23 protein-coding genes and 1 riboswitch are annotated in these 20,366 nt (G+C 41.4%); of the genes, 13 read left to right on the plus strand and 10 right to left on the minus strand.

The features are described 5' to 3' along the window. Window positions 1-117: 117 nt before the first annotated feature. The 5 genes from ACFPRA_RS10110 (at window position 118) to ACFPRA_RS10130 (ending at window position 3,282) form a co-directional block, all read left to right on the plus strand. Entirely contained in the window at window positions 118-339 is a 222-nt protein-coding gene (locus ACFPRA_RS10110; protein WP_381433593.1) for a glycosyl transferase, read from the plus strand. A 53-nt stretch (window positions 340-392) separates the two neighbouring features. Further along, window positions 393-764 (plus strand): peptidylprolyl isomerase, encoded by a 372-nt coding sequence (locus ACFPRA_RS10115; RefSeq protein WP_381433596.1) that lies wholly within the window; start codon window positions 393-395, stop codon window positions 762-764. A gap of 211 nt (window positions 765-975) precedes the next feature. Beyond that, on the plus strand, window positions 976-1,431 hold the full coding sequence (locus tag ACFPRA_RS10120) for a YoqH family protein (RefSeq protein ID WP_381433598.1): 456 nt from the start codon (window positions 976-978) through the stop codon (window positions 1,429-1,431). Window positions 1,432-1,797: 366 nt separating this feature from the next. Beyond that, window positions 1,798-2,097, plus strand: a complete 300-nt coding sequence (locus ACFPRA_RS10125; RefSeq protein WP_381433600.1) for a DUF5316 domain-containing protein — start codon at window positions 1,798-1,800, stop codon at window positions 2,095-2,097. A 354-nt stretch (window positions 2,098-2,451) separates the two neighbouring features. Beyond that, on the plus strand, window positions 2,452-3,282 hold the full coding sequence (locus ACFPRA_RS10130) for a DUF3888 domain-containing protein (RefSeq protein WP_381433601.1): 831 nt from the start codon (window positions 2,452-2,454) through the stop codon (window positions 3,280-3,282). A 472-nt stretch (window positions 3,283-3,754) separates the two neighbouring features. On the opposite strand, the gene ACFPRA_RS10135 is transcribed toward ACFPRA_RS10130, so the two are convergent. Next, complete coding sequence (locus tag ACFPRA_RS10135) at window positions 3,755-4,306, minus strand: hypothetical protein (RefSeq protein WP_381433604.1); 552 nt, start codon at window positions 4,304-4,306, stop codon at window positions 3,755-3,757. 237 nt (window positions 4,307-4,543) lie between these two features. Here ACFPRA_RS10135 and ACFPRA_RS10140 point away from each other — a divergent pair, with 237 nt between their 5' ends. Further along, entirely contained in the window at window positions 4,544-4,735 is a 192-nt protein-coding gene (locus tag ACFPRA_RS10140; RefSeq protein WP_381433606.1) for a transporter suffix domain-containing protein, read from the plus strand. Window positions 4,736-4,828: 93 nt separating this feature from the next. Beyond that, on the plus strand, window positions 4,829-5,260 hold the full coding sequence (locus tag ACFPRA_RS10145; protein WP_381433609.1) for a MarR family winged helix-turn-helix transcriptional regulator: 432 nt from the start codon (window positions 4,829-4,831) through the stop codon (window positions 5,258-5,260). 416 nt (window positions 5,261-5,676) lie between these two features. On the opposite strand, the gene ACFPRA_RS10150 is transcribed toward ACFPRA_RS10145, so the two are convergent. Continuing rightward, window positions 5,677-6,825: a trans-sulfuration enzyme family protein gene (locus ACFPRA_RS10150; protein ID WP_381433612.1), complete on the minus strand. Its 1,149-nt coding sequence runs from the start codon at window positions 6,823-6,825 to the stop codon at window positions 5,677-5,679. A 223-nt stretch (window positions 6,826-7,048) separates the two neighbouring features. On the opposite strand from ACFPRA_RS10150, the gene ACFPRA_RS10155 reads away from it, so the two are divergent. Continuing rightward, window positions 7,049-7,486, plus strand: coding sequence for a general stress protein (locus ACFPRA_RS10155; protein WP_381433615.1), 438 nt, complete (start codon window positions 7,049-7,051; stop codon window positions 7,484-7,486). Window positions 7,487-7,618: 132 nt separating this feature from the next. Here the strand turns inward: ACFPRA_RS10155 and ACFPRA_RS10160 are convergent, their stop codons facing one another. Then, entirely contained in the window at window positions 7,619-8,131 is a 513-nt protein-coding gene (locus ACFPRA_RS10160) for a hypothetical protein (protein WP_381433618.1), read from the minus strand. A 51-nt stretch (window positions 8,132-8,182) separates the two neighbouring features. Then, window positions 8,183-9,139, minus strand: coding sequence for a bile acid:sodium symporter family protein (locus ACFPRA_RS10165; protein WP_381433621.1), 957 nt, complete (start codon window positions 9,137-9,139; stop codon window positions 8,183-8,185). Window positions 9,140-9,374: 235 nt separating this feature from the next. Here ACFPRA_RS10165 and ACFPRA_RS10170 point away from each other — a divergent pair, with 235 nt between their 5' ends. After that, the gene (locus tag ACFPRA_RS10170; protein WP_381433624.1) at window positions 9,375-9,827 is read left to right on the plus strand and encodes a hypothetical protein; all 453 of its coding nucleotides are present in this window, start codon (window positions 9,375-9,377) and stop codon (window positions 9,825-9,827) included. Window positions 9,828-10,411: 584 nt separating this feature from the next. Further along, entirely contained in the window at window positions 10,412-10,531 is a 120-nt protein-coding gene (locus ACFPRA_RS10175; RefSeq protein ID WP_255726633.1) for a putative holin-like toxin, read from the plus strand. Between the two features lie 203 nt (window positions 10,532-10,734). On the opposite strand, the gene ACFPRA_RS10180 is transcribed toward ACFPRA_RS10175, so the two are convergent. The 5 genes from ACFPRA_RS10180 to ACFPRA_RS10200 are packed head-to-tail and all read right to left on the minus strand — an operon-like array spanning window position 10,735 to window position 16,082. Continuing rightward, entirely contained in the window at window positions 10,735-11,286 is a 552-nt protein-coding gene (locus tag ACFPRA_RS10180; protein ID WP_381433627.1) for a cob(I)yrinic acid a,c-diamide adenosyltransferase, read from the minus strand. Then, window positions 11,279-12,673 (minus strand): cobyrinate a,c-diamide synthase, encoded by a 1,395-nt coding sequence (locus ACFPRA_RS10185; RefSeq protein ID WP_381433630.1) that lies wholly within the window; start codon window positions 12,671-12,673, stop codon window positions 11,279-11,281. The genes ACFPRA_RS10180 and ACFPRA_RS10185 overlap by 8 nt, the downstream gene beginning before the upstream one ends. Continuing rightward, the gene (locus ACFPRA_RS10190; protein ID WP_381433633.1) at window positions 12,666-14,057 is read right to left on the minus strand and encodes an ABC transporter ATP-binding protein; all 1,392 of its coding nucleotides are present in this window, start codon (window positions 14,055-14,057) and stop codon (window positions 12,666-12,668) included. The genes ACFPRA_RS10185 and ACFPRA_RS10190 overlap by 8 nt, the downstream gene beginning before the upstream one ends. Beyond that, window positions 14,054-15,124: a FecCD family ABC transporter permease gene (locus ACFPRA_RS10195; protein ID WP_381433635.1), complete on the minus strand. Its 1,071-nt coding sequence runs from the start codon at window positions 15,122-15,124 to the stop codon at window positions 14,054-14,056. Before ACFPRA_RS10195 ends, ACFPRA_RS10190 begins: the two co-directional genes overlap by 4 nt. Then, window positions 15,087-16,082 carry an ABC transporter substrate-binding protein gene (locus ACFPRA_RS10200; RefSeq protein ID WP_381433638.1) on the minus strand — a complete coding sequence of 332 codons (996 nt, stop codon included), beginning with the start codon at window positions 16,080-16,082 and terminating at the stop codon, window positions 15,087-15,089. The genes ACFPRA_RS10195 and ACFPRA_RS10200 overlap by 38 nt, the downstream gene beginning before the upstream one ends. A gap of 124 nt (window positions 16,083-16,206) precedes the next feature. Beyond that, a riboswitch (cobalamin riboswitch) is annotated at window positions 16,207-16,408 on the minus strand. A gap of 192 nt (window positions 16,409-16,600) precedes the next feature. Here ACFPRA_RS10200 and ACFPRA_RS10205 point away from each other — a divergent pair. The 3 genes from ACFPRA_RS10205 to ACFPRA_RS10215 all read left to right on the plus strand — a co-directional run bounded on the left by ACFPRA_RS10205 (window position 16,601) and on the right by ACFPRA_RS10215 (window position 17,983). After that, window positions 16,601-16,825 carry a hypothetical protein gene (locus ACFPRA_RS10205; RefSeq protein ID WP_381433641.1) on the plus strand — a complete coding sequence of 75 codons (225 nt, stop codon included), beginning with the start codon at window positions 16,601-16,603 and terminating at the stop codon, window positions 16,823-16,825. Window positions 16,826-17,072: 247 nt separating this feature from the next. Further along, entirely contained in the window at window positions 17,073-17,294 is a 222-nt protein-coding gene (locus tag ACFPRA_RS10210; protein ID WP_381433644.1) for a hypothetical protein, read from the plus strand. A gap of 125 nt (window positions 17,295-17,419) precedes the next feature. Further along, window positions 17,420-17,983 (plus strand): methyltransferase family protein, encoded by a 564-nt coding sequence (locus ACFPRA_RS10215; RefSeq protein WP_381433647.1) that lies wholly within the window; start codon window positions 17,420-17,422, stop codon window positions 17,981-17,983. A gap of 109 nt (window positions 17,984-18,092) precedes the next feature. Here the strand turns inward: ACFPRA_RS10215 and ACFPRA_RS10220 are convergent, their stop codons facing one another. Then, window positions 18,093-20,258, minus strand: a complete 2,166-nt coding sequence (locus ACFPRA_RS10220; RefSeq protein ID WP_381433650.1) for a DNA topoisomerase III — start codon at window positions 20,256-20,258, stop codon at window positions 18,093-18,095. Window positions 20,259-20,366 lie beyond the last annotated feature (108 nt).

Consider the following 20,366-nt stretch of genomic DNA (forward strand, 5'->3'; position numbering starts at 1 on the left):
GAAGTTAATTTAATTTTTTTCTACTTAATATGGCTATGATAATTGTAATAGAAGAAAATTTGCTTCTTCAACTGGTGCTTTAGTGAAAGATCATATAGCTACTTAGACGGCTCTTTATTGTTTGGTAGTAGCAATACTACAGTTGCAGAGTTTGCAATTGTTAATGAAGTAAATAAGAATTCAATCGTCATAGAAAATTGGGGAGGAGAAATCACAGAAATAGATATTTCCTCCACTAATGATTTTACTTTTGAAGAAAACAAAGATTATTTTATCAGTTACGAAATTCTCAAAAATAAAAAAGCTGTTTTAATTTCTGCGGAAACTAGCGAAAATTAAGGTTCTGTTCCACGTAATTCGTCTTAATGACTACTAATATACGAGGTGAAGGCATGAAAAAAATGTTTGCTTCAGTTTTTTTTGTTGTGTTGATTTTGTCAGCTTGTAATTCGTCAACATTGAGTTTTAGTGAAATTGAAAATGTACCTCAAAACATTGAAGAGCATATTGATTCCGATTTCAAACTCCAAATCATTAATGATGGTGCAAAAGGTACTTATGTTATTTTTCATTCAAACGGAGAAATAGAGTCCGGCTTAGACCCACAAAACAATGTAGTAAATATACTATTTAACGAACTGAATCCACATGATGAAAATATAAAACGGAATGTATATTATTTAACGACTGACTCGAAGCACGACACAATTCTGGTGCTAGTGAATGGCGAAGAAATGTCCATTGATAACGTAACGGTTCTATAATCCGCATTAGTTTTCCACTATTGGGCATGATTGTTGTAGAAGCGTCACTTTTTTCTCCAATGGTGCTTTACTCGAAGATCGTTGAGCTGTTTAGACAGCTCTTTTTTTGTTCGACCAAAGTTGCGGGTTAGTTCAACAACGAACGATTGAATACAATAAATATGGTGTTTGGGGGAATAATAATACTAATCGAATTTATGGAGGATCCGAATTGAAAAAATTGCTTTTTAGCCTTATCTTCGTTTTAGTAATTCTCTCCTCACCAACACACTCTGAAAATAAAATCGAAGAGTTACCACCTTGTTCAGCAATACTTGAACCAACAAAAAGCGCACCTAAAAATGCCAGAGGAGTAGCACTGATCTATAATATTGAAAGAAAGTTCAACGATGAACGAACAAGTCTAAGTGTTCATGCCCTCCATTTACCAGAACCATCTAGTTTCGGGGATTATGATGGTTATGAAGTATTAGCGTATATCCCAAAGGAAATCAGTTGGATTTTCCCATTGTCCCCAGTAAGTAACTATGGAGAAACTACTTGGGCCGGTAATTTGGATGAAGTTTCGCCTATGATGCGACCTACTCGCATGAAAGTTCGGACAGTCAATACAACGACCAAGAAAACAGGTCCTATTGTACTGGAAAAAATACTGAAACCTTGTTGAACTAACTGGTACTATACAGGAACGAAAATGAAGGGTCGAATTCCTTGCCATACAGGAATTCGACTATTTTGTTGTCATTTGCATAGGATGGAAACTTCACGAAAGCTATCTACCCCCTTCTGTATGTTAGGTAGCGATGCAGATTATTCAGGAGTGCCTTTGTCATTCAATTGAAGCCCAAGTCGTTGGAGTCAGACAAAAGGATGAACTCCATGGCACCATTGTTGATCGATCTTCCTCTCCCAGCCGCAGTATTCAATACACGTTCTGTAGACATTTTCATCCTCTGTGGTGTAGCTCTAATTTTGCGCTACACCACAGAGGATGAAACGAAATTGATGGTTAACCGTATAATTAAGTTGAGGGGTGAGAAACTTGAGGTATCTTCTGTATGGAATAGGTTTATCACTAATCGGAATTTTAATATCAATTTTTCTATGGGGAATTGAAAAAGCTTATTTGCTTACAGGAAGTATAGGTTTCATCTTTATCGGTATTTCGATGGTAATGTCTGGTTCAATTGTAAGTGGAGACAGAATGAGGGCAAATTTCGCTACTGAATCAGCAGAAGACAGGAAGGAACGAAACAGAATTACATTAAACTCAATGCTTCTTGGTTTACCCAGTGTTCTAATAGCCGTTTTACTTTATTATTTAACTAACTAAGGTTTGAGACTTCCGATTATGCTATTCAAATGGAGCGATCTTCTTTGTTGAGCAGCTTAGACGGCTCTTTTTCCTGTTCAACTAAAGGACAGTTCAGATGAAGAATAATTTAATGACTTCTGGGAAAAATACTCTTTAAATCAATAACGCCTCGGCGTTATTGCGTCCGGATTTTGAATTGAGCTTGCTCAATTAACTCCTTTCAAAATCCGTGACATCCGCCGGAGGCTTAACTTGATTCAGCCGGGGTTTGAACCCCCACTGAATGGAATGCATTTCTAGCATTCATCCCACCACCTATAGAAGTGGGGGACTTCTGCTGAAGCAAGTTAAATATATCTTAAGGAGCATTCGATGAAGAAATTCCTGGTAATACTATCTTTTGTTCTTCTTAGTATCCATATGAATAACCATCAAGTGGTTGCGGACCTCCCCTCGAATGAGGACTTATACAAGGATCTTTTGTTAACTTCAGGAAATCTTGATGCCCGAAGTGAGCAACCTGATTATAAACTTATTTATGATACTTTGATTACAACACTATTCCCCTCCGTAGACAAAGAAATTATTAATTATTATGGCTATCCCAAACAATATGAGGATGTTAAAATTCTGAGTATTACAAGAGAGCATGAGGGTAGTTTTGATTTTAATGCAGAAGTCCAAGTCACAACATTTGAACATGCACATGACCCTCCTTATGGTAAGGAAACAATGACTTTTAATATCAGTCCATTTGGGGTTAAACCCCTTAGTTTTCAACATGAGGGCGATGAATTAGAAAAGGATATAAATGAATTTTATAAAGCAACACTTTCAGATATAAAACAGTCGTTTAATTTGAATTTAGAGTCTTACACTTCTCACACATTCAATCAATTGCAATACCAAGCAGAAATAAATAATGAATTTAAATCCCTTCTTAATATTGGGGAAGAAATCGTAATCAACATATTGCTTCCTGAGAGAAAAATCCCCAACAAAAATGTTATTGATCCTGTAACCTTTATAAAAGGCAATACAGGTTATATACTCTTTAAAAAGTCTGATGGGACAAATGTAAATTATCAAGTACAAAAGAAAGATGGTAATTGGAAAGTAACAGATAAAACTAGCAAACAAGGTAAGAAAATGGATTACAAATTACCATGGTATATATGGGGTAAAATTAAGCCTACTGATTAATTCACTTATTCAACTAACCCGAAAAGAAAGAGATCCACCCTATTCTGCGCCTGCTCCCACTTTCGAATAGGTTGTAAAAAAATCCGCCCCCTCTAATTGATTTCTTAGCCGAGGGGCCGGATTCTTTGTTATAGGATATTGCTATTCATTTGTTCTAGATCCATTACAGCCTACCGAAATTATGCTAAACTAAGAACAGCAGTTGCATAAAGCGGATGGGCGGTTGGCACTCCTTTTTTAAAAAAGGAATAGCAGACTTAAAACGCCGCGTTCTGCGGCAACGTCTGCATGACCTACGTCGTGTGGGCCCGTGTTATAGATGATGAGTACAACTGACATTATGAACATGCTATTTCAGTTTGGTATAGGGAGCAAACTCACCGTATACCCTCATGTTGCAAGTCAGCCTCGCCTAATACGCCAAGTTGAAAATCGTCCCCCCGATTCTGTTTCATGACGTTAATCGCTTCAATTACCTGTCTAATACTTGATCCTGATATCCATTCAATTCTTCAATTAAGTCTGTCACTTCCATCCCAATGGTTGAAGGAAATTCCGACGGATCTAAATACACCTCATCATCAATCACATTCTGGATATAAAGTTGTATCTCAAAGTACAAATCAAGAAGCTGTTCAGTGACGACTTCCATTTTTTTCGCTAATAGTTGGTCTGAAGGTGAAAGACTAGAAATATCATAAGGAACATAAGTGTCATGGGCGTTAATGGTATATAACACATTCTCTCCAATTTTTTCTAGAGCTTCTTCTTTTGTAAGTTTTCCATCCTGATAATCATAAGCTACATTGGCAGATACAGTAAATCGGCGATCTAATTCACCGATAATACCATATACATACTCTATGTATTTTTCAGTAGGCTTTTGATAATCTTCAGTAATACCTTTGATTTCCTCTTCATTATTTATTTGTTCATCAGATTTTAATATCAAATAAATTGTACAACCAATAACAACGATTATTAGAAAAAGTAAAATATTAATAATGACCAATATTTTTTTCATATACTACTCCTAGATTATGACGAAATATATTAACATGTTTAATGTAAAAAATAGCCCGAACCTATTTTGGATTCTAAAGTAAACATTATATCACAATCCAATTCCCTGAACTTTTATAACAGAGATTAATGAACTATCGGAGCAGGATAGCTCAATTATGAAATGTTAAAGTCTTGTAATCAAACAGGATTCGGTATTTAGTTTAGTTAACTTAACTAAATCGAAGGAGGTTTGAAATTGGAAAAAGAGATAGTTTCAAACGGAGATAAGCCAAAAAAACCACTCCTTTTTAAACTTGGAATAGGACTTCTAATCCTATATCCGATACTATGGGGATTTGCTGCTATCTTACCATTTACCCCATTTCCAACTCACATAAAGGCCACTGTTATTACAGCATGTATAGTAGTGGGAGAAATCTTTTTTTGATAGGTGTTGCCTTTGTCGGCAAAGAAATGGTGACCAAATATAAAAGTAAGTTCAACCCAAAAAATTGGAGAAGAAAAGGTGGTAAACAAAAAGATGAAAAATGAAAACCTACCTGACAAAATTAATCAAACACTTGAAGAACTATGGCTGTTACTTGAAACAAAAGAAAGAGCTTATACGAATTTCCAATTAAATAATCAGCAATATACGTTATTAACATTAATTATTCGTCATCCATCATCCACTCCTACAGAGTTAGCAGAAAAAATGAATATTACCAAAAGTGCTATCAGCCAACAGTTAGTAAAACTTGAAACTGATGGTTATATTTATAGAAAGCAACATTCTGAAGATAAGCGTACATTTTCAGTTGAATTAGGCGAAAAAGGATTGCTTTATAAAATAGAAATGGAAAGATTTATGCAGCAGATTTCCGAAAAATATTATGCGATTTTATCACCCGAAGAATTAACAAACTTATTATCCGCACTTCAAAAACTAACAAAAGTAATTGATAAACTGTAGGGATTATCAATAACGCCTCGGCGTTATTGCGTCCGGATTTTGAATTGAGCTTGCTCAATTAACTCCTTTCAAAATCCGTGACATCCGCCGGAGGCTTGGGCCAACAGGATGTTGGTCACTCAGGCGTTGCCAATCAAACAGCGAAGGGTTTGATTTGCCGTATTTCTGCGGTTTTTTGCAGAAATTAAGGCACTTTCATTCAGGACGCGGCGACCTTAGCCTGAGTTCTTCTATTCAGCCGGGGTTTGAACCCCCACTGAATGGAATGCATTTCTAGCATTCATCCCACCACTTATAGAAGTGAGGGACTTCTGTTGAAGCAAGTTAAAAAGCAATTTAACGACAAAAAACTCTGGAAATCCGTCGATGGATTTCCAGTATTTTATATTTTGACGTCTGAATGAAATTTGTATGAACTATTCAAGAGCTTGTATCAAATCTTCTTTAAGATCCTCTACATTTTCAATTCCAACCGATACCCGTAATAGATTAGCTGGAGCCATCGTATCGCTTCCTTCAACTGAAGAACGGTGCTCGATTAAGCTGTGGGTACCCCCTAAACTTGTAGCACGTATGAATAACCGTAGCTTTGCTGCAACAGCCATCGCCTCACGCTCTCCGCCTTTCACCTGAAATGACAGCATACCACCGAACGAGCTCATCTGCCGTGCTGCAATATGATGTCCAGGATGACTAGCAAGTCCCGGGTAATGAACAGCTTCTACATTCGGATGCTGCACTAAAAAATCTGCAATTTCTGCCGCATTCGAACAATGGACCCTCATACGCGCGGCTAATGATTGCACGCCGCGTAATGCAAGCCAACAGTCGAAAGGAGAAGGCACAGCACCTTTTGAATGTTGCCAAGCACGTAGATTGGTCAACATCGGACTATCTGCTTTAGCGATAACAGCACCGATCATTAAATCACTATGGCCTCCTATATATTTCGTCACGGAATGAAGCGAAAAATCAATACCAAGCGTTAAGGGAAGCTGCAAAACTGGAGTTGGCCACGTATTATCAACTACGGTGTAAGCTCCAACCTCCTGTGCTAGCTTGGCAATAGCTTCAATATCAGTGACCTTCACAAGTGGATTAGACGGCGTCTCGATCCAAACCATACCGGTGGGTGCACTTTTTATGGCTTCTTCAACCTCCTGGAGGTCTGTCATATCAACCATCACAAAGTCAAACTTTGAACCAATATCCGTTTCAGAAATAAGAGAACGAATACCAAAATACATATCGTCCGGCATAATGATCCGACGTGGCTTATCGGAAGGCAATGCCTCAATTAATGATGTGATTGCAGCCATCCCTGATGCGAATGTGACGCAATCGTGCCCCTCCTCGAGCGATGTAAGACATTCCTCCAGCGCGCGTCGATTAGGATTATCTCCACGACTATACAGGAATCCATCTGTATAAGTTCCATCTATATCCCGTTCGTATGTAGTAGAGAGATGGATCGGCGTAGTCACTGCACCAGTTAAACTATCAACCTGGCGCCCAACATGAATAGCCTTCGTTTCAAAACGCATAAAATTTCCCCGCTTTCGCATAATTTTTAAAATAATTGTGCTATAGAATAGTGTATCATCCCCCCTCATTGAATTGAATGTGTTGGTCAGAAAAAAAAAAGAAAACACCGCCAAAACAACGGTGTCCAACAATTTACGAGCTAATACTATTCTCCACTAGTAAATCTATTTGCAGAAAAAGCGAAATATGTCTAGAAAAACTAAAGAACGGGTAAAGGATATATTAGTTGGGAGGTTATTTTTAATGAAAAATCATGTTATTGGCGTATATGAAAATGAACAACAAGCGGCTGAAGTTGTGGAAGATTTAAAAGAAAAAGGCTATACAACTGAGGAAATTTCAGTGATTGCTAAAAATACAAAAGAACTATCTGAAATCACACAGGAAGTAAAACCCTCCACTAAGGATGGAGCCATTGCTGGAGCTGCAACTGGAGGAGCAATCGGTTTAGCGGGAGTGATAGCAGGGTTATCCACTGTATTGATTCCTGGAGTTGGCGCTGTGTTGGCTGCGGGGCCCATTATTACAACAATTGGAGGTGCAATCTTAGGGGCCAGCTCTGGTGCTGGCGGATTAAAGCATGCTCTTATGGAAATCGGAGTTCCAGATGATGAAGCTGAACGCTATTCCAATGACGCTCAGGATGGTAAAATCCTAGTGTTTCTTCATCCCAAAGAGTAAGGCGGATTGAATGGTTAACAGTTCCTTCAGTAAAATGACAATGAAGTTATTTAATTTTAGGCTCTGTTAAACAATACTGTTGATTTTTATTTATAAAAATAAAGGACCTATTTTTATGGTCCTTTTTAGATTTTATTTCCCCCAATACTCGATTGTTACATCTGAATATTCGTCCTCGCTCAAAACAAACCCGAAATTGAATTCTTCTGAAGCAACAATCAAATCATCGTGCATTTCTAAAATCAATTTCATAATAATATTTTTGCATTCTAATAATGGTAGTGTCAGGGCTATTGGATAATCTAGATAAAGTTGGTTACTACTCCTAAAGTAAAAACCAAATGTAGAAGGATAAAACAGAACGGTTTCCTGTTCGTATTTCTTATAGTAATCAAAAATAAAGTCAATCTTTGATTTTAGGGTTTCTTCGTTATAAGAGAACTCAAAAGATTTGATTTCATCCATTTTTATTCGGTCATAAATTTTTTTATGCACTTCTTCAGATTTTCGGTAATCAACAAACTCTTTATCAGAAATATCTATGTCGTGGTAATTCTTTAAATCGTCCACAAGCTGTATCTTTGCTTGTTTTACTTTGTTTTTTTTCAGCAACTTCTCTAACTGAGTTTTTCTATCACTTGTCATAATATCACCCTTCTACAAGAGAACACCGCCAAAACAACGATGTCCCACAATTTATGAACTCAGCGGATGATTTAGAGGGGCTGCACTTTTTGTAGCTATCTTGCTAAACACGGAAGCTAACACTTGTTGAAATAACATGCCGAAAACAACAGGCATGGCTACTTTACTCGGAAAATAGGTCGTTGCCACAATGACGCCGAGTGCAATATTTCTCATGCCTCCAGTAAATATTAAGGTAATCATTTGAGGATAGTCCTTTAAAATATAACGACCGATGAGTAAAGCAAAAGCATAGCCCGAGACAGCTACGAAAAACACTAATAGTAAAACGGAAATTAGATGTAAGTTGAAATCTTTCAAATATGGAGCGATTGCACTACTGTTAATCATAATGACTGTTAGTAAACAAAGCTTTGAAATCGGAGAAAGTTTCTTTCCATATTTCTTTGGTATCTCCCCTTTTGAAAGTTCATTCACTAAAATTCCTAAAATAGTAGGCAAAACAATCATCAAAATTAAGTTAAGCATCAGTGATGCCACATCTAAATGGATTTTTTCACCTGAAATGATATGGAGCATTGCAGGTATGATAAACGGAGTAAGTAGCGTATTAATCAAAATAATCGCTAAGCCTAACGGCAAATTTCCTCTGCAAATATTGATCCAAATCACACTGGATACACCTGTAGGGACCGCAACAGATACGACAAAGCCGACCGTCAATAAGTGGTCATCGAAAATGACAGTCGATAAGAAATAAACCCATAAAGGCATCAATAGGTGAAGGAAAACAATGGTGAATACAATGAATACTGGATGCTTCACAAAAATTTTCACATCTTTAAATTTCATATACAAGCTTCCTGCAAATGTCATGAAGGCAAAAAGCCATGTGACAAGAAATAATAAATTATGCCCTACACTTTCTAACAAAACCCCTAAAACCACAGTGAGCGGGGTCAAGATAGCAATGTATCTTTGGAGAAAACTATTTAGTTTTTCTAACACACAAAGACCTTCTTTTATTGTTTTTTAGCGTATTACATAAAATGTTAAACCTTGTAAAGGATTATATCAACCCATAACTAGTTTTAAATCCATTATACGGAAGCGTAATGGATCAAAGTTCGGGAACCTATTCGTTTATCCATCGTTACACATAAGAGAAGTGTGAACATTCAAGGATTGCTTAAAAAGGAAGGGATTGTCATTTTGGTTCCTGAATTATTTATGGAGGTATGAGATGAGGAAAAGGCTCTTAACAGCAGTACTATCTGTTATTTTATTTGCAATAATTTTTTCTTGGTTTTTCTTTGTTCCCAGTTCCCAGCGAGAACCTAATGTTTATTACTTCGGATTTTCCGAAACGTTTGTTTTTGTCATTCTTTATGCCGGACCTGTTTATTTATTGGCGGGATTCCCCCTTTCAATCTTTATTGACAAGTTAGTTGCAAAATTTCACAGAACTTCGAAATGGAAACGTTATTTTTTCGGGTTAGGTTTATATTCATTAGCGGGTACACTCGTTGGTGCTCTTCTTCTAATTATACTTAATCAAAATGCCAACCTATCCGATGTGATTCCCTTTTCAATATGCTGCTTAGTAGCATCTAATCTCTACTATCACTTGTTATTGTTGGTTTCAAAAATAGATTTAGTGTTGAATAATCGGTGCAGTTTTGTACAAGAAGAGTAAAATGGAAAGGATCTCAGAATGAGTGATGGACTGTTGCTAGGGAGGTGCTGCTTTGAATCGATTTCACAAGATAACAGGGTTTCTATTTTTCGGAATAAACCTCTGTTTTATATGGGTTTCTACTAAAATTGCTGAAATTGTGGTTGCGCTAAGTAGGTTGGACGAGAGTAAAGGGTATATGTTAACCGAAGCTGAGGAATTTATGCTTTTTCTTGTGATTAGTATCCCCATGTTATTGATACAATTGCTGTTCTTACTTTTCGTTTTCATTTATTTGAAAAAAAAGCTCTACAAAAAATCTTCAATCATACTGAACTTAGTAGCACATGCCCTTCTTTCTTCGTGGTTCGTCTTTAGCGTATATCAATTCACAATAAATGGTTATTAAACTAAAAGTGCAATTGCATAAAGCGGATGGACGGTTGGCACTCCCTTTTTCAAAGGAAAGGCAGACTAAAACCGCCGCGTCCTAAAAGGAAAGCGCCTTAATTTCCGCAAAGATCGCAGAAATACGGCAAATCAAACCCTTCGCTGTTCGATTGGCAACGTCTGCATGACCCACATCGTGTGGGCCCGTGTTAGAGATGTTGGTAACTTTTGAAGCTATGAATATGCTATTTCAATTTGGTATATTCCTTGCTACAACTTTAACAGCAGTTGTAGCCATTGTAGTTGCAATTGTTATCACCAATCAAAAGAAATAACCACCCTCCGCTAACGACCAAGTAAGCAGGGTGGTTTTTCTTTTTCAACACTTCTGTACAATGGGTCAACCGCTCTTCATGCGGTATGTGACTGTGATCAGCTGGACGTTTGCAGACGTTCAGCTTATCTTATTCTATGTTGATTGTAGCATAATCATACTTACTAATTCAATTTACGCACTGACAGGTTGGGCAGGGTACAATCAAAATTCCAACCCCTTAACCGCTTCTACCCCATCTTCATAATAATGCTTTTCCGCCTCGATCACCGAGACAAGATCGGCGATTTCTTTGATCTCCGGTTGTGCATCTCTTCCCGTGATCACAAGGTGCACATGGGCAGGTCTATTTCGAATCGTTTCCAACACTTCCTCCAGAGGAAGGACGTCATTGATTGGGAACTTATCGATGGCCAATGCATTGTTCAATTCATCCCAAATGACGACATCGTACTTCCCGCTCATGACGGCATCTCTTGCTTGTGGCCATGCTTTTTTCAGCGCTTCGCGATGCTCTTCAGGCGTTTTCAACCAAGTAAAGCCGATGCCGAGCTGCACCATTTCCACACCGAGTTTTTCCAATGCGATTTGCTCGCCATAAGACCGTTGCGGTGATTTGATAAACTGCAAGATTTTCACTTTGTATCCTCTACCGATACTGCGAAGGGCAATTCCCAATGCTGCGGTCGTTTTCCCTTTGCCATGCCCTGTATAGACAAGCGTTAGGCCTCGTCTTTCTTTTTTGTTTTCACTCATTTCGATCATCCCCTTTTCTATTTTGATCGTGCTGACATGCTTGGATCCATCTTTGTACCATGTCCAGACAGGTTGCAAAATGAAATCTAGTGAAGCCCGCTACGACGTTTTTATTCGCATAGCCGTCTGTTTTGGTCCCCCGCATGCCTGATGTTTCATAAGCATGCTGGATCGGTTCTTCCGTATGGAATGTGGCATAGTGAAATTCATGCCCTTTTGCCTGTTGTTGTTCGCTGAGCAGGAAATTTACGGAGCAGCCTTTAATCTCCCGGTATCCGATCGCTTGCAACTTCGGATGCATTTTCACATTTCCAGGAATCAATCCGACCATTTCGAACGATTCTCCACCGGTCAAACTGAGCGAGTGCGTCAAATAGACGAACCCACCGCCTTCCGCAAATGTCGGGAGCCCCCGTTCAATCGCTTGGCGGATGGAACGCTTCATTGATTCGTTTTGGGAAACTTGCTGCGCAAACTCTTCCGGCAAACTACCGCCCACATACAAGCCATCCACATTTTCCGGCAATGCTTGATCAGTCAAAGGCGAAAAGTAAACGAGTTCGGCTCCATACGACTGTAAAATCTCCAAATTCTCCTCGTAATACGAATTGAAGGCAGCGTCTTTCGCAACCGCTATTCGTACAATTGGACTTTTCGGCTTCCCAAACAATGAATCACCTGAGGATGCCGGCAAAGTGGGCGCCACCGAAATCTCCAATAACTTGTCCATATCAATCGTTTCCGTTACGAGTTCGCCAAGCCGGTCGAAAAACGGATCAAGCTCCCCTCTTTCAATCGACGGAATAAGTCCGAGACTTCTCTCGGGAATTTCAATGTCCTGCTCCCTTTTCAAATAGCCGATCACCGGAATGCCGCATTGCTGTTCAATAGCGGCCTTTACTAGATTAAAATGGTGTTCGCTTCCGACTTGATTGGCGAGGACGCCGGCAATTTGCGGCTCGTCCGAAAGCGTTTGAAACCCTTTCACAACAGCCGCCGCACTTCTCGCCATGCTTGCGCAATTGACGACGAGCAGCACGGGACTTTTCGTCAGCACGCTAATTTCCGCTGTACTTCCTTCATCCGACAACGGATTTCTCCCATCATAGAAACCCATCACGCCTTCCATGACCGAAATATCCGCACCCTTGCTGCCATGATTGAAGATGTCAAGAACCGTCTCTTTGCCGAGCATCCAACTATCCAAATTCCGCGATACCCGTTTTGTCACCGCCGTATGATACGTCGGATCGATATAGTCCGGTCCACATTTGAACCCTTGGACAACAAGCCCCATTTTCTTCAATGCGGCCATCAAGCCGATCGTCAACGTCGTCTTCCCAACTCCACTGCCTGTCCCTGCTATCACGATTCTACGTTCAGTCATCAGCGCTCCCCCCTATTTTCTCAAACGCCTCTTCTAACACCGAAAAAACAGCCTGTTCGATCCCTTCCCGGAATGCCATTGCATTTTCCGAGTGTAGCCAATGACTCTCCACTTGTGTCCCCGCAACGAGCAACACGTCTTTTGCTGATTGCACCGCCCCCGACTGGAATCGCTGACAAGCTTTCACTTTCGCTTCAGTCGCAGCCATATACCCGTCGAACAGCGCTTTATCCTCCAAATGACCATTGACAACCAACAACAGATGAATGGCACCCACATGATCAGCCGCTTCTATCGCAGCGACAACCAACAGCTCGCTGTCCAGGAACGACCTTTCGCTGATGACCACATGCTGTAGATTGCCATTAAACCCGATGGCAGCCGCTTGTTCAGGGGGAATTCCATATTCCTCAAGCCCTTCTAGCAACGACTGCCTGGAATGAACCCGCTCCTTCAACAGGCAAAAATGCTGTAACCACTGGACTCCTTCCCCTACCGTAGCATTGGATAACGTCCGTAACGGCTGATGAAAATGCAGATGGATGGCCTCTTCAGAGCGTTCCACTTGGAAACATTCCGCTAACGGCGCCCCCTCGGGTTCATAGGAATGCGTCGGCGTCAGATGAAGTTGCGGCTTGGGCACGAACGGATGTGCTTGCGCTCGCACTTCCACTTCATAGACCTTTTTCAATTGCCGCTCTTTCCGTAACGTATTGACGTCCCCGACTTCCAAAAAAGAACCTTCATGCAATAAAGCGATGCGATCCGCATAAAGGGAGGCGACGTTCAAGTCATGCAAAATGGCGAAAATTGTCAGCCCTTTCGTCTGTTGCCACTCTTTTAACAAATCGAGCATATGGAAGGTATGTTTAATGTCCAAGTGATTGGTCGGTTCATCCAGCAATAAAATCTCCGGCTCTTGCGCCAATGCTTTCGCCAATAAGACGCGTTGTTTTTCTCCTCCACTCAACAGACGGAAGTTCGTTTTACGATAGCGTTCCACATTGGTAATCTTCATCATCGAATCGATCACTTCACGATCGTACGAGGTTAGTATCTTGAACATCCCTTTTTGGTGGGGATAGCGTCCAAGGCTGACGATCTCTTCAACGGTATAATCGAATGTCATTTGCACTTCCTGGGAAAGAACAGCTACTTTTTTCGCTTTTTCCAACTTCGTCAATTTGGATACCGCTTTACCGGTGATAAAAATGTCTCCGGAGAGGATTGGCAATTGTCCAGTGATTAATTTGAAAAGCGTTGTTTTGCCACTTCCATTTGGTCCAAGTAAGGCAAAAAACTCCCCTTTTTCAATTTCCAGATCGATGTCATGGACAATCGGCTTTTTCCCGTAGCCCCCCGCCAGTCGCTCCACTTTAATCATCCGCGCTCACCTCTCCCGATTCGTTCCCTGACCAGTAGAATGGCAAAAACCGGTGCGCCGATCAAAGCCGTGATGACACCAATCGGCAATTCCTTCGGGGCAATGATCGTCCGGGCCAGCAAGTCGGCCAAAATCAAAAACGAACCGCCGAACAGCATTGATAATGGAAGTAGATGCCGATGATTCGGTCCGGTCAGCAAACGGACGAGATGTGGAATAACAAGCCCAACAAATCCGATCGAACCGGAAACGGCTACAGCCGCCCCCGTCAATAAAGAGGCGCCGAGCAGCACCATGATTTTCCCTCTTTTCACGTTGACGCCGATATGGTCGGCCGCTTCCTCTCCAAGTGCAAGCGCATTTAATTCCCGATAATGCATCAGTAGAATAATCGCACCGACGATGATAAATGGAATGACGAGCTGCACATGACTCCATCCCCTCATCCCGACACTGCCATATAACCAGTACATGATTTGCGTCATGGCATCCCGATCTCCGAGCGAAATCAGAAGCGATGTAATGGCACCGATAAATGCACCGACGATAATCCCTGCCAAAATGATCGTTTCAATCGCCAAACTTCTACTGCTCAAACGGACTAAGCCAAACACAATGCCTAAGGTGATAAATCCACTAATAATGGCGACAATTGGCAATGTAAAACTGCCAAGTCCAATGATGGTAAATTGAAAAAAGATGACAAACACGGCACCCAATGCGGCACCTGACGACACACCGATCGTATAAGGGTCCGCTAACGGATTCCGTAACAGCCCTTGAAATGCGGCGCCCGCAAGCGATAGCGAAGCACCGACACAAAGTGCGAGTAAAACTCGAGGGAGTCGGATATTCCATATGATCAACTCTTCATTCCGCGGAATGTTTTCAAGCCAACCGAATCCGAGTGACTTGTCCAACACAATATGTAATATAGTCATGATCGGAAACTGAACGCTGCTGACGAATAATCCGAGCAGCAGCGCACCGAGCACCAATCCGATACTAAGTAAGTAAAGCCAAGTTATTTTATTCCCCAAAAACTTCCGGATAGATAATTTTTGCAAGTGTTTCCACTCCTTGGATCAAACGAGGTCCAGGACGAGTGACCGTGTCACTATCCACATCGAATACTTGTCCTTCTTTTACCGCTGTCACTTCCGCCCAGCCTTCACGTGCCAAAACTTGATCGGCTGGATTGTCGATATAATAACCGTATGTCGTAATGATGACGTCCGGATTCAATTGGACGATTTCCTCTTCCGTCAACTTCACCCAACCATCTTGATCTTCTGCGGCATTGGTGGCGTTGATCGTTTCCAACATTTCATGCATAAACGTATTTTGCCCGGTTGTGAAAATATCCGGCGCAGGGGACACTTCCACCCATACTTTCTTTTTATCGGTAATGGCTTTTGCCTTTTCTTCAATCGCTGCGCGTCGCTCTTTCATATCGGTAATGATTTCGTCCGCTTTTTCAGCAGTTCCCGTTGCCTTCCCGATCATGCTCATCGTTTGGTAAGCATCGTCAAAAGAAGATGCACTCCCTGTCACGACGACTGTAATTCCCGCCTCTTCAAACTGTTTTAAAATATCCCCGTGCGTATTGTAATGGTAAGACGTAGCAAAGATGATATCCGGCAAGAGCGATAAAATCAGCTCCGCATCCATATCCTGTCCGCCGACTTTTTGTACTTCAAGCGCTTCCGCCGGATAATTATCGTAATCGGATACACCGATCATGCGGTCGCCTACGCCAAGTGCATACAGGATTTCCGTGTTACTCGCCTGGAGGGATATAATCGTTTCTGGTTCGCTTTCAATGGTCACTTCCCGCCCCGCATCATCCGTAATTGTTACCGGAAACGCTTGAGCGACTTCTTCACTGACATCCGCTGCTCCTGCATCCGACACATCTTCCGTTGCATCATTCGATCCCTTATCCGTACCGCATGCCGTCAGAATTGCCAACATGAAGACTAAAACGAAGCTGAATAATCCGTATCTTTGAAAGTACTCTTTCAATTCAATCTCTCCTTTTTTTTACATCAAAAAAAGCGCTCTTCTTAAAAGAAGGCGCGTTTAAAAAGCGTTCACCAGGGTGCCTGGCATCCCATGTCCACACTTTAAACATTCCCTCCTCGAGGAAGCTTAAAAATCAAAATAGGCAGGTCTCCTGACTTACGTCTCATCAGCCAACTAACTCCTTCCCATGCTCAACACACAGTGGATTTAGCCTTAGTCGCTTCAACGCTTACAGTGACGGGATCGTGTTGGACTTGCACCAACTTCCCTCTTCGTTCTGAACAGTTATTTTCAAACGTCCAAAAACCTATTTCTCAATTATTCTTTTTTCAATGTTATGTAGTTAGTAACCAGTATAACATACTAGGGTACCACGTCACTGCCATTAAAAAACTAGTTTTTGGAATCGTAAATGTTATGCTTGTTATACAAACTTGACCGCTTTTCAATAAAATCAGTCTTCTAGAAACGGGTCAGATTTTTCCTGAGGAGTAAAATGAACGATCGAAGGACATTACATGAAACAGGTTGGAATTATCTTAGGCATAGTAGTTATAGTAGCAGTGTTTATGTTTTTTAATAAATCATACTATCCTCCCCTACCGATAGATCATCTTTCGGCAAAAGAAGCACTTGAAAAACTAAAAAGTTCCGATGAAAGGATAGTTGAGGTTGCAACAAACGATGATTACACTTGGTATATCACAAGAAGTCAAAGTGAAGTCGATGAGAATAATCAATAACGCCTCGGCGTTATTGCGTCCAAATTTTGAATTAAGCTTGCTCAATTAACTCCTTTCAAAATCCGTGACATCCGCCGGAGGCTTGGGCCAACAGGATGTTGGTCACTCAGGCGTTGCCAATCAAACAGCGAAGGGTTTGATTTGCCGTATTTCTGCGGTTTTTTGCAGAAATTAAGGCACTTTCATTCAGGACGCGGCAATCTTAGCCTGAGTTCCTCTATTCAGCCGGGGTTTGAACCCCCACTGAATGGAATGCATTTCTAGCATTCATCCCACCACCTATAGAAGTGGGGGGCTTCTGCTGAAGCAAGTTAAACAAATGATTGGTTCAAATGGTTGGGAATTTAAGGAGAAAGAAGGTTCTGGTCTGTTCTTTGAAAAAGAGGGTAAAAGATTAATTGCCGCGACCCAGATGCGGACTAAAAAATACGTCCTTGTTCAGGTACAAAATACATTCAAAGAGCTTTAAAGTATGTCCACAGTAACTCGGAAGTGATTGAAATGAGATGGGAAGAGGTCCGTCAAGCGTTTTCAAACAAATGGATTTTAATCGAGGGAATAGAAATAAGTAATGATTAAAAGGTGGTTGGATGAATGAAAGGATATATTACTGTTATTACTATTGTTTTGTTAATCATATTGGTAATCATTCGTTCAATACAGTTAAAAAAACTGGGCATTCAAGCATTTAAATTTGGTGAAATGGACAAAAAGGATTTCATTATACCGCCATTTGCTTTGCTATTATTTTATGTAATTTTTTCCAACACATTTAACTTACCGCGATTGGGAACGGAATTATTTAGGAATGAGTTCGTTGGTTGGATCGGCGTGGTCTTATGCTTACTGGGTCTTTTTCTATTTCTTTATAGCTTAATTTCGTTCGGAAAAAGCTTCAGAGTAGGAATTGATGAAGACAATCCAGGCCCTTTAATTACGACTGGCGCCTTTGCCATAAGTCGAAATCCAATATATACGGCCTTTGGACTGGTTTTATTAGGAGAATTTCTCATATACTCAAATTGGATTTTACTATTATATTTGATTGTAGGTTATTGGCTTTTCAATCGCCAAGTACTGCTTGAGGAACAATCGTTGATGAAAATTTACGGTGAGGAATATAAACTATACAGTAAAAAAGTCCGTCGCTACTTTTAGTCAAACTATCCTATTAAGCAATTGGGCACGATTGTTAAAGATCAAAAGCCCAATCCCTCACTAAAAAGTACCGAGGGATTGGGCTTTTTTATCTTCTATTCAGATGCATTTATTTATCAAACAACTTCTTCAACGCATCGGCCATCGCTGTGTTAACTGGCTCTTCCTGTTTCTTCATATACTTCTGGACGTCGCGCTTGTCCGCTTTTTTCCCACCAGATTGTGCTCTGCGCTTTTCAAATGCAGACAACTTCTCACGGTGACCACATTTACAGACGAAAATCCGACCGTCGCCTTCTCCACGCAGTTCCAATTTTTTCTTACAAACCGGGCATCTAGCATTCGTCAATGTCGAGACGTTTTTCCGGTGGCCGCATTCACGGTCTTGGCAAACAAGCATCTTGCCGCGTTTGCCATTCACTTCGAGCAGCAATTTCCCGCAATCCGGGCAGGTTTTTCCTGTTACATTATCATGCTTGAACTTCTTGTCGTCTGTTTTGATTTCCGTAACGGTCCGTTTGGAAAAGTCGATCATGTCTTTCATGAAAGCCGCTTTTTTCATTTGTCCCTTGGCGATTTTCGTCAGGCCTTGTTCCCATTCCGCCGTGAGTGCCGGTGATTTCAAATCTTCCGGAACGAGTTCGAGTAGTTGGCGCCCTTTCGACGTCGTATAAATGTCGTTGCCTTTTTTCTCTACAACGAATGAATTAAACAGTCTTTCAATGACATCTGCACGGGTTGCCACGGTTCCAAGTCCACCCGTTTCACCGATCGTCTTGATCAGATCTTTCGATTCCCCTTGCATGAACTGCACAGGATTTTCCATCGCTGCGAGCAATGTTCCTTCATTGAAGCGGGCAGGTGGCTTCGTTTGGCCATCTGTCATGACAATAGCACGAATGTTCACGTCATCGCCTTTTTTGAATGGAGGAAGTGTATCCGTATCGACCTCTTCCTCGTCAGTCGAATAAACCTTTTTCCATCCTTCATCGGTGATCGTACGACCTTTCGCTTTGAACAGTTCGTCACCGACCGCCAGTTCCGCCGTCACTTGGTCATAGCGGAACGGACCGAAGAAAACGGCAAGGAAACGTTTAACGATCAAATCATATAAACGCTGCTCTTTGTCCGATAGATTTTGAAGCAATGGTGTTTCTTCTGTCGGGATGATGGCATGGTGATCAGACACACGTCTATCATCAATGACGCCTTTCTGCGGTTTAACGTTGTTCGAACGCAGTAGTGTGTTGACCGATTTGCGGTATGGACCGATATCCACCGCTTTAATACGCTCTTTCAACGTATTCGCCATATCGGACGTCAAATGCTTGGAATCGGTACGTGGATACGTCACTGCTTTATGGCGCTCATATAGATTTTGGAGCGTAGATAGCGTCTCTTTTGCGGACCATGACCAGCGGCGATGCGCTTCTTTTTGCAGCTCCGTCAAGTCGAAAAGAGGTGGTGCCGGCTGCGATTTCGGTGCCGTTTTCACATCCGTCACTTTTCCGGAATGAACCCCATCGAGCTTGCCAAGCAATGACTCGACAGCTTCTTTATCGAATGACTGCGTCTGTCCTGCCTTGTCATGCCAAGTGAACTTCGCGGACTCCGTCAAAGCCTGCAAACCATAATATGATTTCGGCCTAAACTCACGGATCTGTCTTTCCCGTTCCGCAATCATCGCCAATGTCGGCGTCTGCACGCGCCCCGTTGACAATTGCGCATTGTATTTCACCGTCAATGCACGTGTCGCATTAATGCCGACAACCCAGTCCGCTTCCGCACGAGCGACCGCCGCCTCATAAAGATGCTCGTAAGCACGGCCGTCTTTCAAGTTCTTGAAACCGTCCTTAATCGCTTTGTCGGTAACAGATGAAATCCACAAACGTTTGACAGGTTTGCGGACTTTAGCCATTTCCAAAATCCAGCGTGCCACAAGTTCCCCTTCACGCCCCGCATCCGTCGCGATGATGACATCCTTCACATCATTACGTTTCAATTGCGCTTTCACTGCGTTGTATTGTTTCGATGTCTGACGGATCGGCACAAGTTTGAAGGGCTCCGGAATGATCGGTAAATGTTCGAGCTTCCACTCTTTGTATTCATTGCCGTACCCTTCTGGATCCGCATGTGTCACAAGGTGGCCGAGTGCCCACGTGACGATATAATTTGTTCCCTCAAGAAATCCGTTCCCTTTTTTATTACAGCCGAGCACCCGCGCAATATCGCGTGCCACGGACGGCTTTTCAGCTAATACTAATGATTTGGACATAAAAAGATCCCCTTTCTTCTTCTATTGATTATAAGGGAGAATCGATCGTGATGCATGCCAAGCGAATAGATCTCGCTGAACAACGAAAAAACAGTGACTTTCTGTATC

The sequence above is a fragment of the Sporosarcina soli genome (assembly GCF_042655805.1).
Classification (GTDB): Bacteria; Bacillota; Bacilli; order Bacillales_A; family Planococcaceae; genus Sporosarcina; species Sporosarcina soli.